The organism is Pseudomonas sp. SWRI154, from assembly GCF_014268645.1.
Classification (GTDB): Bacteria; Pseudomonadota; Gammaproteobacteria; order Pseudomonadales; family Pseudomonadaceae; genus Aquipseudomonas; species Aquipseudomonas marvdashtae.
The window spans coordinates 170,036-190,724 of sequence record NZ_JABWQW010000003.1; the positions used below are offsets into that span (position 1 = coordinate 170,036).

The window sequence follows — 20,689 nt, forward strand, 5'->3', positions numbered from 1 at the left end:
TTCATGCATGACGATTCGCTCGCCATGAATCGATGTTATCGACGAGCTGCTCCGGCCACACTTCTGCATCGGTTCAGCGAAACCATACGTTGGAAGGAGATAGGTATACGCAGGTATGTCGTAGGCAGCGGACAGCGCCGCCGGTCAGTGCGATTGGCGCAGGGCGAGGCCGATAACGTCCAGCAGGTCATTGCCGTCGCAAGGTTTTGGCAGGCAGGCCACCAACCCAGGAACATTTGCGGCCAATTGCGGGTAGGCGGTAATGAACAGCGTGGGGATGCGCCAGCCTCGTTCAAGCAGATGTCGATGCAACTCGATGCCACTCATGCCCGGCATCTGTATGTCGCATACCAGGCAATGTGTTTGTGCGGGCGCTTTCGAGTCGAGGAATTCCATGGCGCCAGGATAGGTGCGCACTTCGTAACCGCTGGATCGCAACAGGCTATTGAGCGCGGTGCGAACCGATTCGTCGTCATCGACTACTGCAATCGTCGCTTTGTCGCGCATGGGAGTGTCTGGCATGAGGATCGCTCGTAATGGAGCCTGTCTTCACTTCACCATACGCGGTCCGGTCAGGGGCAAAAGTATACTTGCGTATATCCCGCTAAGACCAAAGATGCGGTGCTGGATACCCTGATAGTAATGATCGTGGCGCAGTTTCTAATAGACTAGCGCCGCATCGCCGGCTGGCGTGGCCATTCCAACCGCCGTACCGGTTATCTGCGCGCCGGTATTTATTCTGGAAAGAAATTGGGAAGGAAACTGGCGAGACGCTAATCTGGACGATGGCAATACAACCCGTCCCGGAACCCGACACTGCGTTTTATCGCCGGGCTGCCGGCGCAGCCATGGAAACCGCGGTCAAGCGGCAGCAACGGCAATTGCGACATGACACTGGACGCCAGCTCGACGGCAAATGCGACAGAAACTCCTTTTGCTCCAGTGCCGATGGAAACCCGCATGCAAACACAATGGGACGATGGCGAGCGTATCTTCTGCCGGGAACGACGCCCAGGGGCCGACGGCGATAACCCTGTCCTGGTGGTGCGGCCTGCCAACCGGCAACCGCGCCCCGACTGCCTCGAGCGGCTCGCCCACGAATTCAGCCTGAGGGATGAGTTGGACGCTTCGTGGTGCATACAACCCCTGGAATGGATAAGTGAAGGTCCTCAGGTGCAACTGGTGCTCAGCGACCCGGGCGGTTTGCCCCTGGTGCACTTGCTGACCTCGCCCCTGGAGACAACCCGGTTCTTGCAGCTTGCGGCGAGCATTGCCATGGCATTGGGCAAGCTTCATGAGCGTGGCCTGGTCCATAAGGACATCAAGCCCAGCCATATCCTGGTGGACTGCGACGATGGCCAGGCTCGGCTCACCGGGTTCGGCATGACATCGCGCTTGCCGCGCGAGCGCCAGGCCCCCGAGACGCTTGCCGGCACGCTGGCCTACATGGCGCCCGAACAGACTGGCAGGATGAATCGCTCGATCGACTCGCGCAGCGATCTCTATTCCTTCGGCGTCACGCTCTACCAGATGCTGACCGGCTCGCTGCCGTTCACGGCCTCCGACCCGATCGAATGGGTGCATTGCCATATCGCCAAGAAGCCCTTGGCGCCCAACGAGCGCATCGAAACCATTCCCGAAACGCTTTCCCGGATCGTCATGAAGCTGCTCGCCAAGACCGCCGAGGAGCGCTACCAGACGGCCGCGAGTGTGGAGCACGACCTGCGTCAATGCCTGGTCCACTGGCAGCAATGGCGTCGCATCGAAGCTTTTGCATTGGCCGAACAGGGCAGCTCGGACCGCCTGTTGATCCCGGAAAAACTTTATGGGCGCGAGCCCGAGGTCCAAGCCTTGGTTGGGGCGTTCAACCGGGTCGTTGAAACGGGCGCGCCCGAACTCGTATTGGTGACCGGCTATTCCGGGATTGGTAAATCTTCCGTGGTCAATGAGTTGCACAAGGTGCTCGTGCCGCCAAGGGGGTTGTTCGCCAGCGGCAAGTTCGATCAGTACCGGCGCGATATTCCCTATTCGACGCTGATACAGGCGTTCCAGAGCCTGGTGCGCACGCTGTTGGGCAAGAGCGAAGCCGAGCTGGCCGGTTGGCGCGATGCATTGCGCCAGGCCCTGGACCCCAACGCACGGCTGATGACCGACCTGATACCTGAACTGAGGCTGATCATCGGCGAGCCGCCTGCGGTGCTGGTACTCGACCCCCAGCAGGAGCAGCGGCGCTTCCTGCTGGTGTTGCGACGTTTTATCGGTGTCTTCGCCCGCCGCGAGCATCCTCTTGCGTTATTCCTCGATGACTTGCAATGGCTTGATGCGGCGACGCTCGACCTGCTGGACGACTTGCTGGCCAGCGATGACCTGCGCTATCTGCTGCTGGTCGGTGCCTACCGCAGCAATGAAGTGGATGCGACGCATCCGCTGGCAGGCAAACTCAAGACGTTGCGCAGCGTCGGCGTCAAGGTCAGCGAAATCATGCTTTCACCGCTCGCCAAGGTGCATATCGAGCAATTGATCGCCGAGGCGCTTCATGACCAGCCTGATCGCATCGAGCCGCTGGCGCAGTTGGTGCTCGACAAGACCGCGGGCAATCCGTTTTTTGTGATCCAGTTCTTGCAGGCCCTCGCCGACGAGCAATTGCTGGCGTTCGACCATGGTCGCCAGCACTGGTGGTGGGACCCGGACCGGATCCACGCCAAGGGGTACACCGACAACATCGTTGACTTGATGAGCGGCAAGCTCGCGCGCCTCCCTACCCAGACGCAGCAGGCCTTGCAACAACTTGCGTGCATGGGGAATGTCTGCGGGCTGAACGCGCTGGCGATTATCCTCGAGGTCCCCAGGACGCAAATCCGGACGGTCCTCTGGGAGGCGATCCGCCAGGAGTTGGTGGAACGCCGTGACGGTGCGTACGGTTTTGTCCACGACCGTATCCATGAAGCGGCCTACTCGATGATCCCGCTGGAGTCACGTGCCTCGAGCCACTTGAAAATTGGGCGGATGTTGGCCCGACAGCTTTCTGCCCAGCATCGCGACGAGGCTATATTCGACATCGTCGGCCAGCTTAACCTCGGCGCCGCGTTGCTCGTCGACCAGGGCGAGCGAGAGGAACTGGCCGCCCTCAACCTGCTCGCGGGCCAGCGGGCCAAGGCGTCGACGGCCTATGCGTCGGCGCTCAATTACCTGGCCATTGGGGTCGAGCTGCTGGGCGATGACAGCTGGACACATCGACACGGCTTGAATTTTGCGCTGGAACTGAACAGGGCCGAATGCGAATTCCTGACCGGCCAGCTCGCCACGGCCGACGAGCGGCTGACGGCCCTGTCGGATCGCGCCGTCACGGTGAGCGAGCGGGCCAGCGTCGCTTGCCTGCTGATGGATGTCTACCTGCTGATGGATCGCAGCGACGGCGCGGTGGCGGTGTGTCTCGCCTATCTGCGGCATGTCGGCATTCATTGGGCGGCCCAGCCGAGTGACGAGGCCGTGCGTCAGGAATATGACCGCATCGCTACATTGCTCGGGGATCGGGCCATCGAGGACCTGATCGATTTGCCTTTGATGGAAGACACAACCGCGTTGGAGACGGTCAATGCGCTGAGCAAGCTGTTCGCCCCCGCTCTGCAAAGTGACGCGAACCTGGCGGATCTGTTGATCTGCAAAGCCATCACCCTGAGCCTGGAACGCGGCAACTGCGACGCGTCCTGTGTGCTCTATGCCAATCTTTTCAGGGTCGCCGGCCGGCGGTTTGGCGATCATGAAGTGGGGTTTCGCTTCGGGCAGTTGGGCTGCGATCTCGTCGAGCGTCGTGGCATGACCCGATTCGAGGCCAGCACGTACCTGTGCTTCTCCTGCTTTGCCGTGCGCTGGATGAGACCCGTCGGACAATGCCGCGACCTGTTGCGCCGTTCGTTTGCGGCGGCAAACCGGATCGGGGACTTGCCATATGGTGCTTATGCGGGCAACAACCTCACCGCAGACCTGCTCTTCGCTGGTGAACCGTTGCCCAAGGTCCAAGATGAAGCCGAACGTGGCCTGGCCTATGCGAGGAAGGTACGTTTCGGGCTGGTGACGGATTTCATCGTCACGCAATTGCTGCTGATCCGGATGCTTCGCGGCCAGACGTCGATGTTTGGCCGCCTGGATGACGACGAACTGGACGAGGCCACCACCGAATCCCATCTGTCCAGCAAGCCGGACCTGGTCCTGGCTGAATGCCTGTACTGGGTTCGCAAGCTACAGGCCCGCTGTATGGCCGACGAGCCTGAAGCGGCTTTGGTCGCTGCCGAAAAAGCGCAGCAATTGCTCTGGGTTTGCCAATCGTTCTTCGAGGAAGCCGAATATTACTTTTTCGCCGCCCTGGCTCATGCTGCCGTTTTTGAGAAAACCCCTACGGATGAACGAGCGGCGCATCTTGGGGCAATGAGGGAGGGGCACCGACAGCTCCAGGCCTGGGCGCAGCAGTGTCCGGACAACTTCGCGAGCCGCGCCGCACTGGTGGGGGCAGAAATTGCCCGCGTCGAAGGCCGGCCAATCGATGCCGAGCTGCTTTACGAACAGGCCATGAACGCCGCACGGGAAAGCGGCTTCATTCATGTCGAGGCGCTTGCCAACGAACTGGCTTCACGCTTCTACGCCGCCCGTGGCCTTGAGAAAATCGCCCGGATGTACCTGCAGGACGCCTGCTATGGCTATCTGCGTTGGGGAGCCGATGGCAAGGTTCGGCAGCTCGAAGCCCGGTATCCATGGCTGCGGGAAAAAGACCCCACGCCCGGCCCGGCGACCACGATGGCGACGCCGGTGGAACACCTGGACATCGCGACCGTGCTCAAGGTTTCCCAGGCCGTGTCGGGTGAAATTGTCCTGGAGAAGTTGATCGATCGAGTGATGGCCACGGCCATCGAGCAAGCCGGCGCCGAGCGCGGCCTGTTGATCCTGTCCACTGGCGATGGGCACCGGATCGCGGCGCAAGCGGCGACCGGCGGGACCGCGACGCAACTGCGTGACGCACCGGTCAGTTCGACGCTGTTGCCGGAGTCGATTCTTTACCACGTGCTGCGAACCCAGGAGAGCGTATTCCTCGATGACGCCATGGCTCCGGCAGCCGCTGCTTTTGCTGCCGATCCGTACTTTCGCCAACGTTCCGTGCGTTCGATCCTGTGCCTTGCGCTGGTCAACCAGGCCACGCTGGTTGGCGTGCTCTATCTGGAAAACAGCCTTGCCGCCCACGTATTCAGTCCGAACCGGCTTGCCATCCTGAATCTGGTGGCGTCTCGCGCGGCCATTTCCCTGGAGAACGCTCGGCTGTACCGTGAGGTGGCCGAACGGGAGGCGAAAATCCGTCGCCTCGTCGATGCCAACATTATCGGAATTCTAGTCTGGAATGCCGAGGGCGACATCATCGAGGCCAATGATGCATTCCTGCGCATGGTGGGCTACGAGCGAGAGGACCTGGCGTCGGGCCGCCTGCGCTGGCGAGACCTGACGGTACCTGAGCATCGGGAACTGAGCGAGCGTTCGTTGGCCCAGGCCCTGCGCACGGGGCAAGCCTCTCCGTACGAGAAGGAGTACTTCAGGAAGGACGGCAGCCGGCTGCCGGTGATCGTCGGCCTGGCCATGTTCGAAGCCAGCAGCCGGGAAGGCGTGGCGTTTGTGCTGGACCTGACCGAGCGCCGGCAGGCGGAGGAGAAAATCCGCGAAAGCGAGCGTCGCTATCGTGAAGTGCAGACCGAACTGGCCCATGCAAACCGGGTTGCGACCATGGGCCAGTTGGTCGCCTCGATTGCCCATGAAGTCAACCAGCCGATCGCCGCAACCATTCTCAACGCCGACGCCGCGCTGCGTTGGCTCAACGCCCAGCCGCCGGAAATCGAGGAAGTACGACAGATCCTCGGGCATCTGGTTTTCGATGCCAATCGAGCTGCTGATGTGCTGGGACGAATCCGCGAGCACATCCGCAAGGCTCCCCCGCAAAAAGCGCCGTTGGATATCAACGCGGCCATCGAGGAAATGGTCGAGTTCACCCGCAGCCAGATCATCAAGAACGGTGCCTCGATACAAACCCAACTGGCCGGCGCACTGCCTTGCGTGAACGGGGATCGCGTGGAACTGCAACAGGTGCTGCTCAACCTGATCATGAATGCATTGGAGGCCATGAGCAGCGTCGATGAAGGCGAACGGCACTTGTCGATCAGCACCGGGCTGGACGATGCCGGTTGCGTGCGGGTGAGCGTCAGCGATACGGGGCCGGGTTTTGCCTCGGGGTGCGCGGAGCAAGTGTTCGCATCGTTCTACACCACCAAGGCTTCAGGGCTTGGGCTGGGTTTATCCATTTGTCGATCGATCATCGAATCCCATGGCGGCTGTTTGCAGGCAGCCCCCAATCAGCCTCGCGGGGCTGTCGTCGAATTTTCGCTGCCCATTGCGCGCTAATACCAAGGTTTACAGGGCGCATATCAATCGATCAGTGCGCCAATCCCAGGTACAAATGATCTCCGCGAACCCGAGCGATACAGTGATTGCCATGGGTTGCGGAGTATCTGGCAATGAAACTGACAGGCATCGCGGCGGATGAATTTTCGTCACTTCGTTCAATAGTGCTTATCTGCCTGGCGTTGGTTACCGCCAACGTCTCCTATCGCGTGACCGAGCCTGCGCAGGCGGGCGTGTCCCCGGAAGCCCGCCACGGAACCAAGAGACCTGGAGCGCTGGCAATCGAGTCGTTGAAACGGGTCGATATCGAAGCTCTGGATGAAGTGCCCGTCGGGGCGCATTTGATCAGTCCGCGCCGGTTCTATATCCATCATGGGATTTACCTGGGCGCCGGTGCCGTTGCCCATTATTCGGGGTTTAGCGGTGCGCTTGAAGCGGGTCCCATCGAAGTGACCGACCTGGCGCATTTCGCCAGTGGCAGGCCCGTGTGGATCGTCGAGCAACCCGCCCGTTATCCAGCCGATGAAGTAGCCCATCGGGCCCGCTCGAGACTGGGTGAGAACCGCTACAGCCTCTTTACCAACAACTGCGAACACTTCTGCACCTGGTGCCTGACTGGGAGGAGTTACAGCGCCCAAGTCGGGGCATACTGGCACCGCCCGCGCGAATTCCTCGCAACGATTACTGTACTGAACGCTCACTTCGTTGCGTGAGGATCACGGCACGTCAGGTCAATTCGGCGTCGGAGGCGCTGTGCTAGGCTTTTTCAATCCACCCGCTAGAGGATCGTGCATGAACGGCAATTCAAAAACTCATTCGCCGGGCAGCGAAGGTCCCGTTGTGTTCGTCCTGGACGACGATGCCTCCATACGATGTGCATTGAGCAACCTCCTGCGCTCTGTCGGCATGCGCGTCGAGACATTTGCGTCCACCGCCGAGTTCCTCCAATGGCCCAAGCCTGATTGCGCCAGTTGCCTCGTGCTCGATGTCCGATTACAAGGCAGCAGCGGACTGGATTTCCAGCGTCAGTTGGCTGCGTCGAATATCCGGATTCCCATCATCTTTATCACCGGTCACGGCGACATTGAAATGTCCGTCAAGGCGATGAAAGCCGGTGCCATGGATTTCCTCGCCAAACCGTTTCGCGAACAGGACCTGCTCGACGCCGTCTCAGCTGCACTTCAGGCTGACGTCAAGCGAAGGGAGGTCGAGCAGCAACTCTCGGGCCTGCACGCCCGTTACCAGACCCTGACGGCCCGCGAAAAAGAAGTCATGGGCCTGGCGGCCAAGGGACTGATGAACAAGCAGATCGCCGGGCAAATGAACCTGAGCGAGATCACCGTGAAAATCCATCGCGCCCATGCCATGAAAAAAATGCATGCCAAGTCGTTCGCCGACTTGGTGCGAATGGCTGAAACCCTCGGCGCAGAGCCTTTATAACCGGCCAAACGCCATTATGCGTTGGCGAGATCAGGCAAAAAGGCGGCGCTCACAGGTAACTGACTCGGCAGCGTAGGCGGGTAACGTGGCACAACATTTCAACTGCAAAGCCCAATTCACGAGGGACGGATCAGACATCCAGGGTGTGCCGCTTTCAGGAGGAGCGAAAACCAACCAGCACCGACAGTCCCTCGACACGCCTCACTGTCGATAAGAGAACAAAAATGACCAGCCCGACCTTCAAGGATTCGAACGGCCACCTTGCACAGGGCTTCAAGCCTCGTCACGTCACCATGCTTTCAATTGCCGGGATCATCGGCGCCGGTCTGTTTGTCGGATCGGGCCATGCCATCGCTGCCGCGGGACCGGCCGTGATGCTGGCGTATCTTTTCTCTGGCCTGCTGGTGGTGCTCGTCATGCGCATGCTCGGCGAGATGGCCGTCGCCCGCCCGGACACCGGTTCATTTTCCACCTACGCCGACCAGGCGATCGGACGCTGGGCCGGCTTCACCATCGGCTGGCTCTATTGGTGGTTCTGGGTGTTGGTAATCCCCATCGAGGCGCTTGCCGCCGGCCATGTGCTGAACCAATGGTTTCCCTCCGTCGATGCCTGGCTGTTCGCTTCGGTGTCGATCGTCGCCCTGGCTGTAACCAATCTGTTCAGCGTTTCGAAGTACGGCGAGTTCGAGTTCTGGTTCGCGATGGCCAAGGTCGTGGCGATCATCGGTTTTATCTCCCTGGGGTTCGCCGTGTTGATGGGTTGGATTCCCGAGCGTGAAGCCAGTGGCTTGAGTCGCTTGATGGAAGAGCACGGCGGATTTGCGCCCAACGGATTGTCAGCCGTCGTCGGGGCTTTCATCACCATCATGTTCAGTTTCATTGGCACCGAGGCGGTGACGATCGCCGCCGCCGAGTCCAGCAATCCTGCACAAAACATCGCCAAGGCCACCCGCTCGGTGATCTGGCGCATCGGCGTGTTCTACCTGTTATCGATCTTCGTGGTCATTTCCGTAGTGCCCTGGAACGATCCGCTCCTGGCTTCCGTGGGCTCCTACCAGCGGGCGCTGGAATTGATGAACATTCCCCACGCCAAATTCATGGTGGATGTGGTGGTGTTGATCGCCGTGGCGAGTTGCATGAATTCATCTATCTACATCGCCTCGCGCATGTTGTATTCCCTCGGCCGTCGTGGCGATGCGCCGGGAGCGGTGGAAGCGACTTCGTCCGCTGGCGTGCCCCGGAGGGCGGTGATTGCCAGCACGATTCTGGGATTGGGCATCACCTTGTTCAGCTTCTTCATGCCGGCAGGCTTGTTCCAGTTCCTGCTCGCCAGTTCTGGCGCCATCGCTCTGCTGGTTTATCTGGTCATTGCCGTTTCCCAACTGCGCATGCGCCGGTTACTGCGTCGGCAAGGCGTCGAGCCGGCCTTTCGCATGTGGTTATTTCCTTGGCTGACCTGGGCGGTGATCATTTTCATCACAGGGGCCCTGGCGGTCATGATGGTGACACCCGAGCACCGCAGCGAGGTGAGCGCGACCCTTGGCCTGGCCTTGGTCGTTTCGTTCCTCGGCCTGGTGACTTCGCGACATCCTCCGCAGCCTGAGGAGGCGGTTTCCCTGAGCTAGCCTCCCTGCGGGTCCGTTTCCGGGTCCGCACCTCATCGTGGCGAGGGCGCTTGCTCCCACTGGGCTGTGCAGCAGCCCTTTTTTGTCCGCCCGTTTTGCAAGACCCGCCTAAAAAACAGCGATCCCATGCTGGCACTAACCCTAGGTTGCGTTGTCAGTACTTGGCGTCCGTAGCGGCGACGTTCGGCTCATATAGCGACAATGTCAGCTACCTGACGCTCTTTTATTGACGCCTAGATTCGCATGGATTGCGCCGGGACCGTTTATTCCTTTTGCGGGTTGATATCTATGGGTTTGCTCCTCGATCCTCGGCACGACATCGACGCCGCTTTGCTCAGTTATCGCCGGGTGTTCGGGTCGCTGGCGCTGTTCAGCGGGGTGATCAACCTACTGGTGCTGGTGCCGTCGCTCTACATGATGCAGGTCTACGACCGGGTCCTGACCAGCCGCAACGAAACCACCTTGTTCATGCTCACACTGATCGCCCTCGGACTGTTCATGTTCAGTGCCTTGATCGAGTGGGTGCGCGGCGAGGTGATGATTCGCATGAGCGCCGGGCTGGACGATGCCCTGGGCGAGCGGATTTTCGATGCGGCCTTTGCCCGCAGCCTGCGTGAGCACAACGCCAACCCGGCACAGGTCCTGAGCGACCTGGCCACCCTGCGACAGCTGATTACCGGCCAGGGCCTGATCGCCTTGCTCGATGCGCCGTGGTTGCCGATCTTCCTCTTGGTGGCGTTCATCTTTCACCCCTGGTTCGGCGTGCTGACCCTGGTGCTCGCCCTGGCGTTGGTCGGGCTGGCGCTGTGGGGCGAGCTGGCGACCCGCGTCCGGCTGGGGGAGGCCAATCGGTTGGGCGTGCAGTCATCGATCTACGTCAACAGCACGCTGCAGAACGCCGAAGTCATCCAGGCCTTGGGCATGCTCGGGCCGCTGCGTCAACGCTGGAGCCTGCTGCAACAACGGATTATCGCGGCGCAGGCGCATGCCAGTGATCGGGGTGCGCGTATCACCTCGGCGACTCGTTTCGTGCGCATTTCTGGTCAGTCCCTGGCCTTGGGGCTGGGCGCGCTGCTGGTGCTGGAAGGCCAGTTGTCGGCGGGCATGATGATCGCCATGTCGCTGTTGTTGGGGCGTGCCCTGGCGCCGGTGGAAATCGCCATCGGCTCGTGGAAGCAGTTCAACGCCGGTCGCCAGAGTTACCAGCGGCTGAGCCAACTGCTGGCGCAACATCCCCGCGAGCGCTTGCGCATGCCATTGCCTGCGCCCACCGGCGCGGTGCGCCTGGAGCAGTTGTACGTGGGGCCGCCCGGTGCTTCGCAGCCGATCCTGCGGGGCATCAATTTCAGCCTGGGCAAAGGCGAGGTGCTTGCGGTGGTCGGTCCCAGCGCCAGCGGTAAATCGACGCTGGCCCGGGCGCTGGTCGGGGTATGGCCGGCCATGGGCGGCTCGGTGCGGCTGGACGATGCCGAGATCAGCCAATGGTCTCATGACGCCTTGGGCCCGTACCTGGGTTATCTGCCGCAGGACATCGAGCTGTTCGACGGCAGCGTGGCCGACAATATTGCCCGCTTCGGCGAGCAGGACGCCGACAAGATTATTGCCGCCGGTCGTCACGCGGGCATCCACGAAATGATCCTGAGATTCCCCAAGGGTTACGACACGCCGTTGGGCCCCGGCGGGCTTGGCTTGTCCGGCGGCCAGAAGCAACGCCTGGGCCTGGCGCGCGCGCTGTATGGCAGCCCGTCGCTGATCGTGCTCGACGAGCCCAATTCCAATCTGGATGAAGCCGGCGAACTGGCGTTGGTGCAGGCCATAGGCGTGCTCAAGGCCGCCGGCAGCACCGTGGTGCTGATCACGCACCGGCCCAACGTGCTGGCGGTGGTCGATCACATCCTTGTGTTGAAGGACGGGACTCAACAAGCGTTCGGCCCTCGGGATCGGGTGCTCAAGGCGTTGATGCCGGGACCAAGGCCAACCGCCGTGCGGGAGGCAGGCAAAGATGCGTGATGTGAAACCGACCACGGTGGTCCACGGCGAGCACGGCTTGAGCGTGCTCAGCAGCAACACCTTGCCCAGCGCCAGCACCGATGCCGGTGGCGCGGCGCGCTACGGGGTGATCTTCCTGGCCCTGACGCTGGGCGGATTCCTGCTCTGGGCCTTTCTGGCGCCACTCGACCAGGGCGTGGTGGGCAGCGGCACCGTGGTGGTGGCGGGCGAGCGCAAGGCGGTGCAATCGCTGGTGGGCGGCGTAGTGGAGAAGTTGCTGGTCAGCGACGGTGACCGCGTCAGCCAGGGCCAGTTGCTGGTACAGCTCAACACCGTGCAAGCGCAATCGCAGTTGGACGTCACCCTGGGCAAGCTGCTCAACGACCGCAGTATCGAGGCGCGATTGATCGCCGAACGCCTGGGTGCCGCTGAGATCCAGTGGCCGGCGCAATTGCTGGAGCGGGCCGAAGAGCCGCGCGTCAAGGCGGCCATGGCGCTGCAGAGTCAGTTGTTCCTGACGCGGCGTGCCGAGCTGGGTAGCCGCCTGCAGATCATTGAGCATGAAATTGGCGCTTTGCAGCAGCAGTTGCAGGGGTACGAAGGGGTCAAGCGCAACTACGACGCGCAAATGCGTTTCCAGCAGCAGGAACTCGAAGGCCTGCGCGAACTCGCCCGGGAAGGCTACGTGCCGCGCAACAAGCTCTTCGAGGCCGAGCGTAATGCCGCGCAACTGGCCGGACAGATTGCTTCCGGCATCGGTGACGTCGGCAGGACGCGCCAGGCGATCAATGAAAGCCGGCTCAAGGCTTTGCAGGCGCAGCAGGAGTTTCGCCGCGATGCCGAAACCCAGCTCAGTGAAGTGTCCGCCGAGGCGGCGGGCTATGCCGATCAGATCCGCGCCTTGCAGTTCGAAGTGGACAACGGCGCGATCCGGGCACCGGTGGCCGGGCAGGTGATGGACATGTCGATCCACACGGTCGGGGGCGTCGCCCAGGCCGGGCAAACGCTGATGCAGGTCGTGCCACTGGACGCGCCGATGGCGATCACCGCGCGCTTTGAGCCGCTGATGGCCAACAAGCTGCGCCCGGGGTTGCCGGTGCACGTGCATTTCACCGCCCTGCAACGGGTGGATACGCCAACGGTGACGGGCACCGTGACCACGGTGTCGGCGGACCAGCTGATCGACCAGCAAACCCACCAGCCGTACTTCTCCGCCAAGGTCGAGATTCCCGCCGACACGGTGGCTTCGCTGCAAGAGGCCGGGCTGCTGGTGCGCCCGGGCATGCTCGCCGATGTCACCGTGGTGACCGGTGAGCGGACCTTGATGAACTATCTGATGAAACCTTTGCGCGAACGCTTGCTGGCTGCCTTCAAAGAGGAATGAGCATGACCGACCGTTGCCGTTACGGCGTCCGTGTGCTGTTGAGTTTGTGTACCAGTTGGGCAGTGATCGGCCCGGTGTGGGCGGCGGAGGGCGGGTTGAGCCTGATCGCCGCCTACGATGCCTCGCGTCTCAACGACCCGACCTTGCAAGCGGCGACCCACGCCTTTGATGCGTCGCGCCAGGAAGAGGCGATCGGCCGGGGCGGGCTGTACCCGCAAGTGTCGTTGTCATCGCGTTATGGGTATGGCGGGCGTACCGATGGCGGTGATGACAGCGGCTACGTCAATAGCAACGATTACCAGGCCAACAACGTGACCTTGGCTGCGCAGCAACCGCTGTATGACAAGGGCCGTTGGGCGGCGTATCAGGAAGGCAAGGCCCGGGGAGCACTCGGTAGCCAACAGTTCGATGTGGCCGGCCAGGCGTTGTTCGATCGGGTTGCCAAGGGCTATTTCGACGTCGCTCGGGCCGAGAACGAGCTCAAGTTGATCGCCCAGCAGAAAACCGCCATCAATGGGTTGGTGATCCAGAGCAAAAAGCTTTATCAGGGTGGCCAGGGCGCGATCACCGACATCGACGAGGCCCAGGCCCGGCTCGATCTGGTGGAGGCCCAGGAAGCCGAAGCCAACGCCCGGCGCGTGGCTGCGCTGCGGGCGCTGTCGGGCCGTTCCAATGTACCGATTGATGACATCCAACCGATGCGCGAAGAACTTCCCGCCGGAACGCCGATCCCGCCGGAGCAGGATTTGCCTTACTGGACGGCAATTGCCCGCGAGGCCAGCCCGGAACTGGCGGCCCGGCTGGCGGCGGTGAAAGTGGCCGAGGCGCAGGCCGACAGCCAGCGTGCCGGGCACTACCCAACGCTGTCGCTGACCACTCAGTTGACGCGCCGGGAAACCCGTCAGTACCAGGAGCTGGACCCGCGCCAGGACACTTATTACGTTGGCGTGCAATTGGACATTCCGTTGTATCGCGGCGGTGCAGTGCGCGCCTCGGTGGCCAAGGCCGAGGCACAGCTTGCAGGCGCCCAGTCCGATTACGACGTGCAGCGTCAGCAGTTGGCCGAAGACATCGAAACCGATTACCTGGGTGTGGTGGCAGGTTTTGCCAAGAGCAAGGCGATGCAACGGGCGGTGGAATCCAACCAACGGGCGCTGACGTCGACGGAGAAGGGGTTTCAAGGCGGGGTACGTTCGACGGTCGACATCCTCGATGCCCAGCAACGGCTATTCCAGGCGCGCCGGGACCTGCTCGACACCAAACTGGACATGCTGCAAAGCTATGTAAGCCTGCACATCCACACCGGCCAGATGAACCGCGCGGTGCTGGAACAGGTGCAGAGCTTGTTCTAAGGCCGGGGCCCACGGGCTGTTGCTCTTGTGGCGAGGGGATTTAGCGAAACGTAACATCGCCCCGCTGGGCTGCGCAGCAGCCCCCATCACTCAGGCAGTGAAGTCACTGGCGTGCAGCTCCTTGACGCCAACCAGTTCGAATTCGAACTCGGCGGTGGCGTCGGCGTCGATGCTGCCGTAGAGGATGCCGTCGACGAAGCGCAGTTGGCCGGTGGCGTTGCTGGCGTCAAAGGCGTTGCTGCCGATGAAGTTGAACGCATCGACATTGGCGGTCAGCGGGTTGGCGTCCAGGCCGGTGAAATCCAGTTTATCGAGCTCCGTCGTCTTGAAACCGTTGATCACATCGCGCGCTGCGCCGACGCCCAGGTCCGACAGTGCACCAAACGCATAAGTATCCGCGCCCGTGCCGCCGGTGAGATTGTCAGTGCCGGCACCGCCGATGAGGCGGTCATCGCCCGAGCCGCCCACCAAGGTATCGTTGCCCGCGCCGCCGTTGAGGATGTTCCCGGCACTGTTGCCCAACAGGGTGTCCGCATAGGCACTGCCCGTCAGGTTCTCGATGAACTTCAGCGTGTCGAGCCCCGAGCCCACGGTGTTTTGTTGCGCGGACGTTGACAGATTCACGGTCACCCCGGCCGACGCGCGCTCGAACGACGCCGTGTCATTGCCATCGCGCCCGTCGAGGATGTTGTCGCCAGCACCGGCGAACAGCGTATTGCCCAGCGCATTGCCGATCCCGTTGGCGGCACTGGCGCTGTCGATGTACAGATTCTCCACGTTGTTGCCCAGCGTGTAGGTGGCCAGGCTGCTGTGGACGCTGTCGATGCCGCCGGACACCGGGTTGCTGCTGGTCTCGATTGCCGTATCGCTGGCGTTGTCGACATAGTAGGTGTCGTTACCGTCGCCACCGCTCATGCTGTCAGCCCCCGCAGCGCCATTGAGCACGTTGTTGGCCGCGTTGCCAGTGATGAAGTTGCGACGCTCGTTGCCGGTCCCGTCGATGTCCGACACGCCGGTCAACACCAGGTTTTCCAGGTTGGCGCCGAGCGTCCAGCTGACCGACGCCTGGACCGTATCGATCTGCGAGGTCGAGGTGTTGGTTTCCACCAGGCTGTCGAATGCGTTGTCGACGACGTAGATGTCGTTGCCATCGCCACCGGTCAACGAGTCGGCACCCAAGTCTCCGTCCAATATGTCGTTGCCGGAACTGCCCACCAGCGTGTCCGCCTGGTCGGTGCCGGAGATCTTCCCGCCTTCATTCTGCGCGCCATCGAAAATATCCTGGACGCTGTTGTTGTCGTTAGGGTTGCCCTGGAATCCGAGGTCACCTGCGATGTAGTCCGCCAGGCGCTGGCCGACGATTTCCGCCGACTCCTCATGCAGATGCCAGACGTCGTCGGGATACACCAACGGGTCGACTTCGTAGCGCAGCGGCAGGTCGGTGTAATCCACCGCCAGTTTCACATCGGCGCGCTCGGCCGCGATGGCTTCCTGGGTGGCGCGGACATAACCGACGCCCGCGACGATGGCAGCGATCTTCTCTTCCGAGTAGCCACGGGCACGTGCCGCGTCCTGCTCGTAGTGACCGGTCTCCATCATGTACACATTGAAATTGCCAAACTGGGCGTGCAAGTAATCAAAGACCTTCAGCGTCGCCGCCTTGTAGGCCGCCGCTGCCGCTTCCTTGTCCGTTGCGCGGGCGATTTCCTGGGCGGCTTCCTCGCCCTGGCCCCAGACAATGCCCATCGTGACGTTGTCGATGGATTTCAGCTCCGTGAGCTGGTCGCGCAGCAACGTCACCGCACGCAACAGCGCCGGCCCGGGTTGGTTGGTGTCGGTCAACCACCAGCACAATTTCAACTCTTCGGCGCCGAGGGTCGACAAGCCGTTGACCGTGCTGCCACCCACCGCAATATCGATGCCGTTGCCGTCGGCATCGCTGAACTGGCTGCGCACGTCGTAGGTGGTGTATTTGTTCAGGTCGTTGACCAGCATCGAGGTGCCGGACTGATCGTCGTCTTCGCTCATGCGCAGCAGGCGCGCGTTGGATTGGCCGAGAGTCGGCAGGTAAAGAATGTCCTGCTGGGCGCGCTCGCCGAAGACGAAATCATCGGCGGTCAGGGTGTTGAGGTAGTTGCCGTTCAGGGCGATCTCGAAGCGATTGCCATCGGCGTCGGCCTGGCTCGACTTGATGTAGGTCTTGTCGCCGGCCGCGTTCAAGGTCATGTAGAGCGTGCCATTGCTGCCATCGCCCAGGCCGAGGAAACCCAGCCCGGACACGTCGATCTTGTCGACGCCCGCGGTGAAGTCGTAGATCGTGTCCGTGGCGGTGACGCCTCCGGTGTCGTAGTCGCGGTAGCTGTCGGACAGGTTGTTGTAGCGGAACGTGTCGCCGCCATCGCCGCCATACAGCGAGTCGCGCCCGGCACCGCCATCGACGATGTCGGCACCGGTGCCGGCCTTGATGGTGTCGTTACCACCCAGGCCCAGGATCAGATCGGCGCCGGCCGTGCCGTTCAGGCTCTCGGCATTGGCCGTGCCGGTGATGGTGTTGGCGGGGGCATCGGCCACCACCAGGGCAAAACTGTCGCTGACCGATGCGCCGGAGGGGTCGGTGGCCTTGACCAGTACGTCATAGTTGCCTGCCGCGGTGCCAGTGGGCGTGCCGGTGAAGGTCAGGTTGGTGGCATTGAAGCTCAGCCATGAGGGCAGGGCGCTGCCGTTGGCGAGGGTCGCGGTGTAGGTCAACACATCCTGGTTGGCGTCGGTGAAGCTATTGCTTGCCACGGTGTAGCTGAATGGCGTGCTTTCGCTGGTGTTCTGGTCCAGGAGCGGGATGACCACCACCGGCGCCACGTTGGTCGGGGTGTTCTGGTCGGCGAAGACAAAATGACTGGCCGTCAGGCTGCTGACGAAATTGCCCGCCATCGATATTTCGAAGCGGTTGCCATTGGCATCGACCGTGAGGTCCTTGAGGTAGGTGCGGTTGGTCGACGAGCTGTAAGTGACCTGCAGGGTGCCATTGAGCCCGTTGCCCAGCCCGGTGTAGCCCAGGGCCGAGACGTCGATCTTGTCGGCGGCCACGTCGAAATCGAGGATCTGGTCACTGGCGCTGGTGGAACTGGTGCGGTAGCTGTCGAGCTTGGAGGTGTAGCGGAATACATCGGCGCCAGTGCCGCCGGTGAGTTTGTCCACGCCGGTGCCACCCACCAGGATGTCGTTGCCGGCTGCGCCGTTGATCGTATCGTTGCCCGCGCCGCCGAAAATCTGCTCGTTGGCGACAGTGCCGGTCAGCGTGTCGTTGTTCGGCGTGCCGTTGATCACCACGGAGCTGGGCACGTCTTGTACGGCCAGGGTGAAGCTGTCGCTGACGGTGGCGTTGCTGCCGTCGGTTGCGGTGACTTGGATCGAGTAGGTGCCCGACGCCGTGTCCGGTGGCGTGCCGCTGAAGGTGCGCGTGGCGGCATCGAATGTCAGCCAACTGGGCAAGGCATTGCCATCGGCCAGCTTGGCGGTATAGCTGAGGGTGTCATTGTCCGGGTCGCTGAAACTGGTGGCTGGCACCACGTAGCTGAACGGTGTTTTTTCATTCGCGTTCTGGTCTAGCAAGGGCGTGGCCAGCACGGGCGCCTGGTTGGTCGGCGACGAGGTGGCGAAGACGAAGTTGGCGCTGGTCAGGGTGTTGAGGTAGTTGCCGTCCAGGGCCACTTCGAAGCGGTTGCCATTGGCATCGGCCTCCAGCGACTTGATATAGGTCTTGGTGCCGGCACTGTTGAGAACCAGGTAGACGGTGTTGTTCTTGCCGTCGCCCAGGCCGGTGAATCCCATGGCGGAAAGGTCGATCTTGTCGGCGCCGATGTCGAAATCGGTGATCAGGTCTCCGAGGTTGGCGCCACCGGTATTGTAGTTGCGGTAGCTGTCCATGCGGTTGGCGAACACGAAGGTATCCGCCCCGGCGCCGCCGGTGAGGGTATCCATGCCGGCGCCGCCGTTGAGCTTGTCGCCGCCCGCGCCGCCACTGAGGCTGTCATTGCCAGCCAGGCCGAGCAGGGTGTCGGCCGCATCGGTGCCCAGCAACGAGTCGCTGCCGGCGGTGCCAGTAATCACCCGGTTGAAAATGAAGTTGTCCGCCGTCAGGGTGCTTGCCAGGTTGCCCGAGAGAATCAGCTCGAAGCGATTGCCGCTGCCGTCGGCGTCGTAATCCTTGATATAGGTGCGGTCGCTGCTGGCGTTGTAGCTGACTTGCAAGGTGCCGCCACGGCCATTGCCCAGGCCGGTAAAGCCGAGGTCGGCGAGGTCGATCTTGTCCTGGGTGACGTCGAAATCGGCGATGGTGTCATCGAAGCTTGCGGTTGCATTGCGGTAGCTGTCGGACTGGCTGGCGAAGCGGAACACATCGGCGCCTGTGCCGCCGGTGAGTTTGTCGACGCCCGCGCCGCCCACCAGGATGTCGCTGCCAGCCGCGCCGTTGATGGTGTCGTTGCCGGCTGCACCGTAGAAGATCTCGCTGGCGCTGGTGCCCGTCAGGATGTCATTGCCCGCCGTGCCTTGAACCGTGGTCATTGGCACCGTGGCGCTGACGTAGCTGCCGTCGCCGTAGACCAGCGTGGCGCCCTTGCTGGTGTGGCTGATGGTGTTGGCGATGATCGCGTTGCGATCGGTGCCGTCTTCGTTGCGCTCGGCGACGCCGTAGGTGGAAAGGTTGCTGCCGCTGATGACGTTGCCCTGGATCAGGTTGTCGCTGCCGTTGAAGTACTTTCCGGACACGCCAAGCGTGTCATCGTAGGACTGGATGATGATTTCCGGTACCGCGCTGCCCAACGCATTGTTGTTGAGCGTGTTGTCGAGGACCTCGACGTGATTGCTGCCGTAGATACGGACCCCGGCGCTGGCGTTGTCGTGAATGTCGACGCCAGTGACGGTCACGTCGCTGGACAGCTTGATCAGCACGCCTTCGGCGCCGTTGCCGTACACCTCGCCGCCGGTGATGGTGATGTTGCTGGGGGAGGGAATGTCCTCGCTGCCCCGCTGCACCACGATGCCGTTGCCGCCGTTGTTGTAGGCGACGTTGTTGGCGAGGGTGAAGTCGTGGGTGCTGGTGACGACGTTGAAGCCGTGGCGGTCGTTGTCGTAGGCGATGTTGTTTTCGAAAGTGCTGTCGCTGAGGAAGTCGGCAACGAAACCATCCAGGCCGTTGCCGTGGGACACACTGTTCTTGATGACCATGTTGACGGTTTGCTCGTGGGGGTCGAAGCCGTACCCGGAGCAATCCTTGATCTCGACGCTGTCGAGGGTAACGTTGGAATCGTAGCCTTCTTCGCCGGGAATATAACCGTTGAACCAGCCGTCCACCTTGCCGGTGGTGGCGTCGCGGTTACCGTCGATGGTGAGGTTGCTGACGCCGAAATCGTGGGTTTCCTCGCCATAGGCCGAGCGAATAATACCGGTGATCTTGGTGTCGGAGCCGTCGGCCAGCTTGACCGTGGTGTCGCCCATGCCGTCGCCGTACAGGTAGACGTTGCTCTTGAGCATCAGGCAGCCATCGGAAGGTTCCACTCCCCCCGAAACGATGTAGGTCCCGGTCGGCATGTACACCTGACCGCCGCCTGCGGCCGCTGCCGCATCGATCGCACTTTGAATGGCCGCCGTGTCGTCAGTAACGCCATCTCCTTTGGCGCCAAAATTTTGTACGTTGAAAATCATGGACTTATCTCCGTATCAGGCTCAAAACCTCGGTGGCTGCCAATATTCCATCGGCGACCTCGGTGTTAAGACCCAGCGGAGCGAAAAAGTTGTGACCGCACATCGGCGAAGTGTCAAAAAACTGAATGATCTGATCGACGGTTGTCTGGTCTTCGCCGATGTGTAACGTTTTGTTGACGCTTATTGCCGATCAACGGTGAATGGGTGAGCGCGAGCTTTTACTTGATTGGCGTCAACCTCCCCATGCTCGACCGGCGTTAGCCTTGAATAAAGGCAGCGCCCCAAGTGCCGCCGGGGAGCCCCATGACGTATCCGCTGTTTCTGACTTTGCACCTGTTCGCCGCGCTGATCTTCATTGGCACGGTGTTCTTCGAGGTGCTGTTCCTGGAAAGCATCCGCCAACAACTGCCCACCAAAGTGATGGTGCTGCTTGAGCAGGGCATCAGCCGGCGTGCCCGACAATTGATGCCCTGGGTATTGCTGGTGTTGTTCGGCGCTGGCGTGGCCATGGTCTGGCTGCGTTACCGGGCGGTGCTGGCGTCGCCATTGCAATCGTCCTTTGGCGTGTTGCTTGGGTTGAAGATCCTCCTGGCGGCCAGTGTGCTGGGGCATTTCCTCTGGGCGATGTGGCTGTTTCGAAGCGGGCGCATGAAAGCCGGTTACGTCCGATTCATCCACGCCAGCGTCTTCTTGCATCTGGTCGCAATCGTGCTGCTGGCCAAGGGCATGTTCTACCTCAATGGGTAGCGCGAGCAGTGCGC

Annotated in this window: 10 protein-coding genes; 8 read left to right on the forward strand and 2 right to left on the reverse strand. The window is 61.8% G+C overall.

From position 1 onward, the window contains the following. Window positions 1-144: 144 nt before the first annotated feature. Window positions 145-522 (reverse strand): response regulator transcription factor, encoded by a 378-nt coding sequence (locus HU806_RS04360; protein ID WP_186610129.1) that lies wholly within the window; start codon window positions 520-522, stop codon window positions 145-147. Window positions 523-960: 438 nt separating this feature from the next. Here HU806_RS04360 and HU806_RS04365 point away from each other — a divergent pair, with 438 nt between their 5' ends. The 7 genes from HU806_RS04365 (at window position 961) to HU806_RS04395 (ending at window position 14,225) form a co-directional block, all read left to right on the forward strand. Next, window positions 961-6,435: a trifunctional serine/threonine-protein kinase/ATP-binding protein/sensor histidine kinase gene (locus HU806_RS04365; protein ID WP_186610130.1), complete on the forward strand. Its 5,475-nt coding sequence runs from the start codon at window positions 961-963 to the stop codon at window positions 6,433-6,435. 113 nt (window positions 6,436-6,548) lie between these two features. Beyond that, window positions 6,549-7,148, forward strand: coding sequence for a lecithin retinol acyltransferase family protein (locus HU806_RS04370; protein ID WP_186610132.1), 600 nt, complete (start codon window positions 6,549-6,551; stop codon window positions 7,146-7,148). Window positions 7,149-7,227: 79 nt separating this feature from the next. Beyond that, a complete protein-coding gene (locus HU806_RS04375; RefSeq protein WP_186610134.1) occupies window positions 7,228-7,875 on the forward strand; it encodes a response regulator transcription factor in 648 nt (215 codons plus the stop codon). 224 nt (window positions 7,876-8,099) lie between these two features. Then, the gene (locus HU806_RS04380) at window positions 8,100-9,500 is read left to right on the forward strand and encodes an amino acid permease (RefSeq protein WP_186610136.1); all 1,401 of its coding nucleotides are present in this window, start codon (window positions 8,100-8,102) and stop codon (window positions 9,498-9,500) included. Window positions 9,501-9,788: 288 nt separating this feature from the next. Beyond that, window positions 9,789-11,510, forward strand: a complete 1,722-nt coding sequence (locus HU806_RS04385) for a type I secretion system permease/ATPase (RefSeq protein WP_186610138.1) — start codon at window positions 9,789-9,791, stop codon at window positions 11,508-11,510. Further along, window positions 11,503-12,873 carry an HlyD family type I secretion periplasmic adaptor subunit gene (locus HU806_RS04390; protein ID WP_186610140.1) on the forward strand — a complete coding sequence of 457 codons (1,371 nt, stop codon included), beginning with the start codon at window positions 11,503-11,505 and terminating at the stop codon, window positions 12,871-12,873. The genes HU806_RS04385 and HU806_RS04390 overlap by 8 nt, the downstream gene beginning before the upstream one ends. Before the next feature lie 2 nt (window positions 12,874-12,875). Continuing rightward, window positions 12,876-14,225, forward strand: coding sequence for a TolC family outer membrane protein (locus HU806_RS04395; RefSeq protein WP_186610145.1), 1,350 nt, complete (start codon window positions 12,876-12,878; stop codon window positions 14,223-14,225). A 90-nt stretch (window positions 14,226-14,315) separates the two neighbouring features. Here HU806_RS04395 and HU806_RS04400 read toward each other — a convergent pair whose 3' ends face one another. Continuing rightward, window positions 14,316-19,928, reverse strand: coding sequence for a putative Ig domain-containing protein (locus tag HU806_RS04400; RefSeq protein WP_186610147.1), 5,613 nt, complete (start codon window positions 19,926-19,928; stop codon window positions 14,316-14,318). A 303-nt stretch (window positions 19,929-20,231) separates the two neighbouring features. On the opposite strand from HU806_RS04400, the gene HU806_RS04405 reads away from it, so the two are divergent. Beyond that, on the forward strand, window positions 20,232-20,675 hold the full coding sequence (locus HU806_RS04405) for a CopD family copper resistance protein (RefSeq protein WP_186610148.1): 444 nt from the start codon (window positions 20,232-20,234) through the stop codon (window positions 20,673-20,675). Window positions 20,676-20,689: the final 14 nt, after the last annotated feature.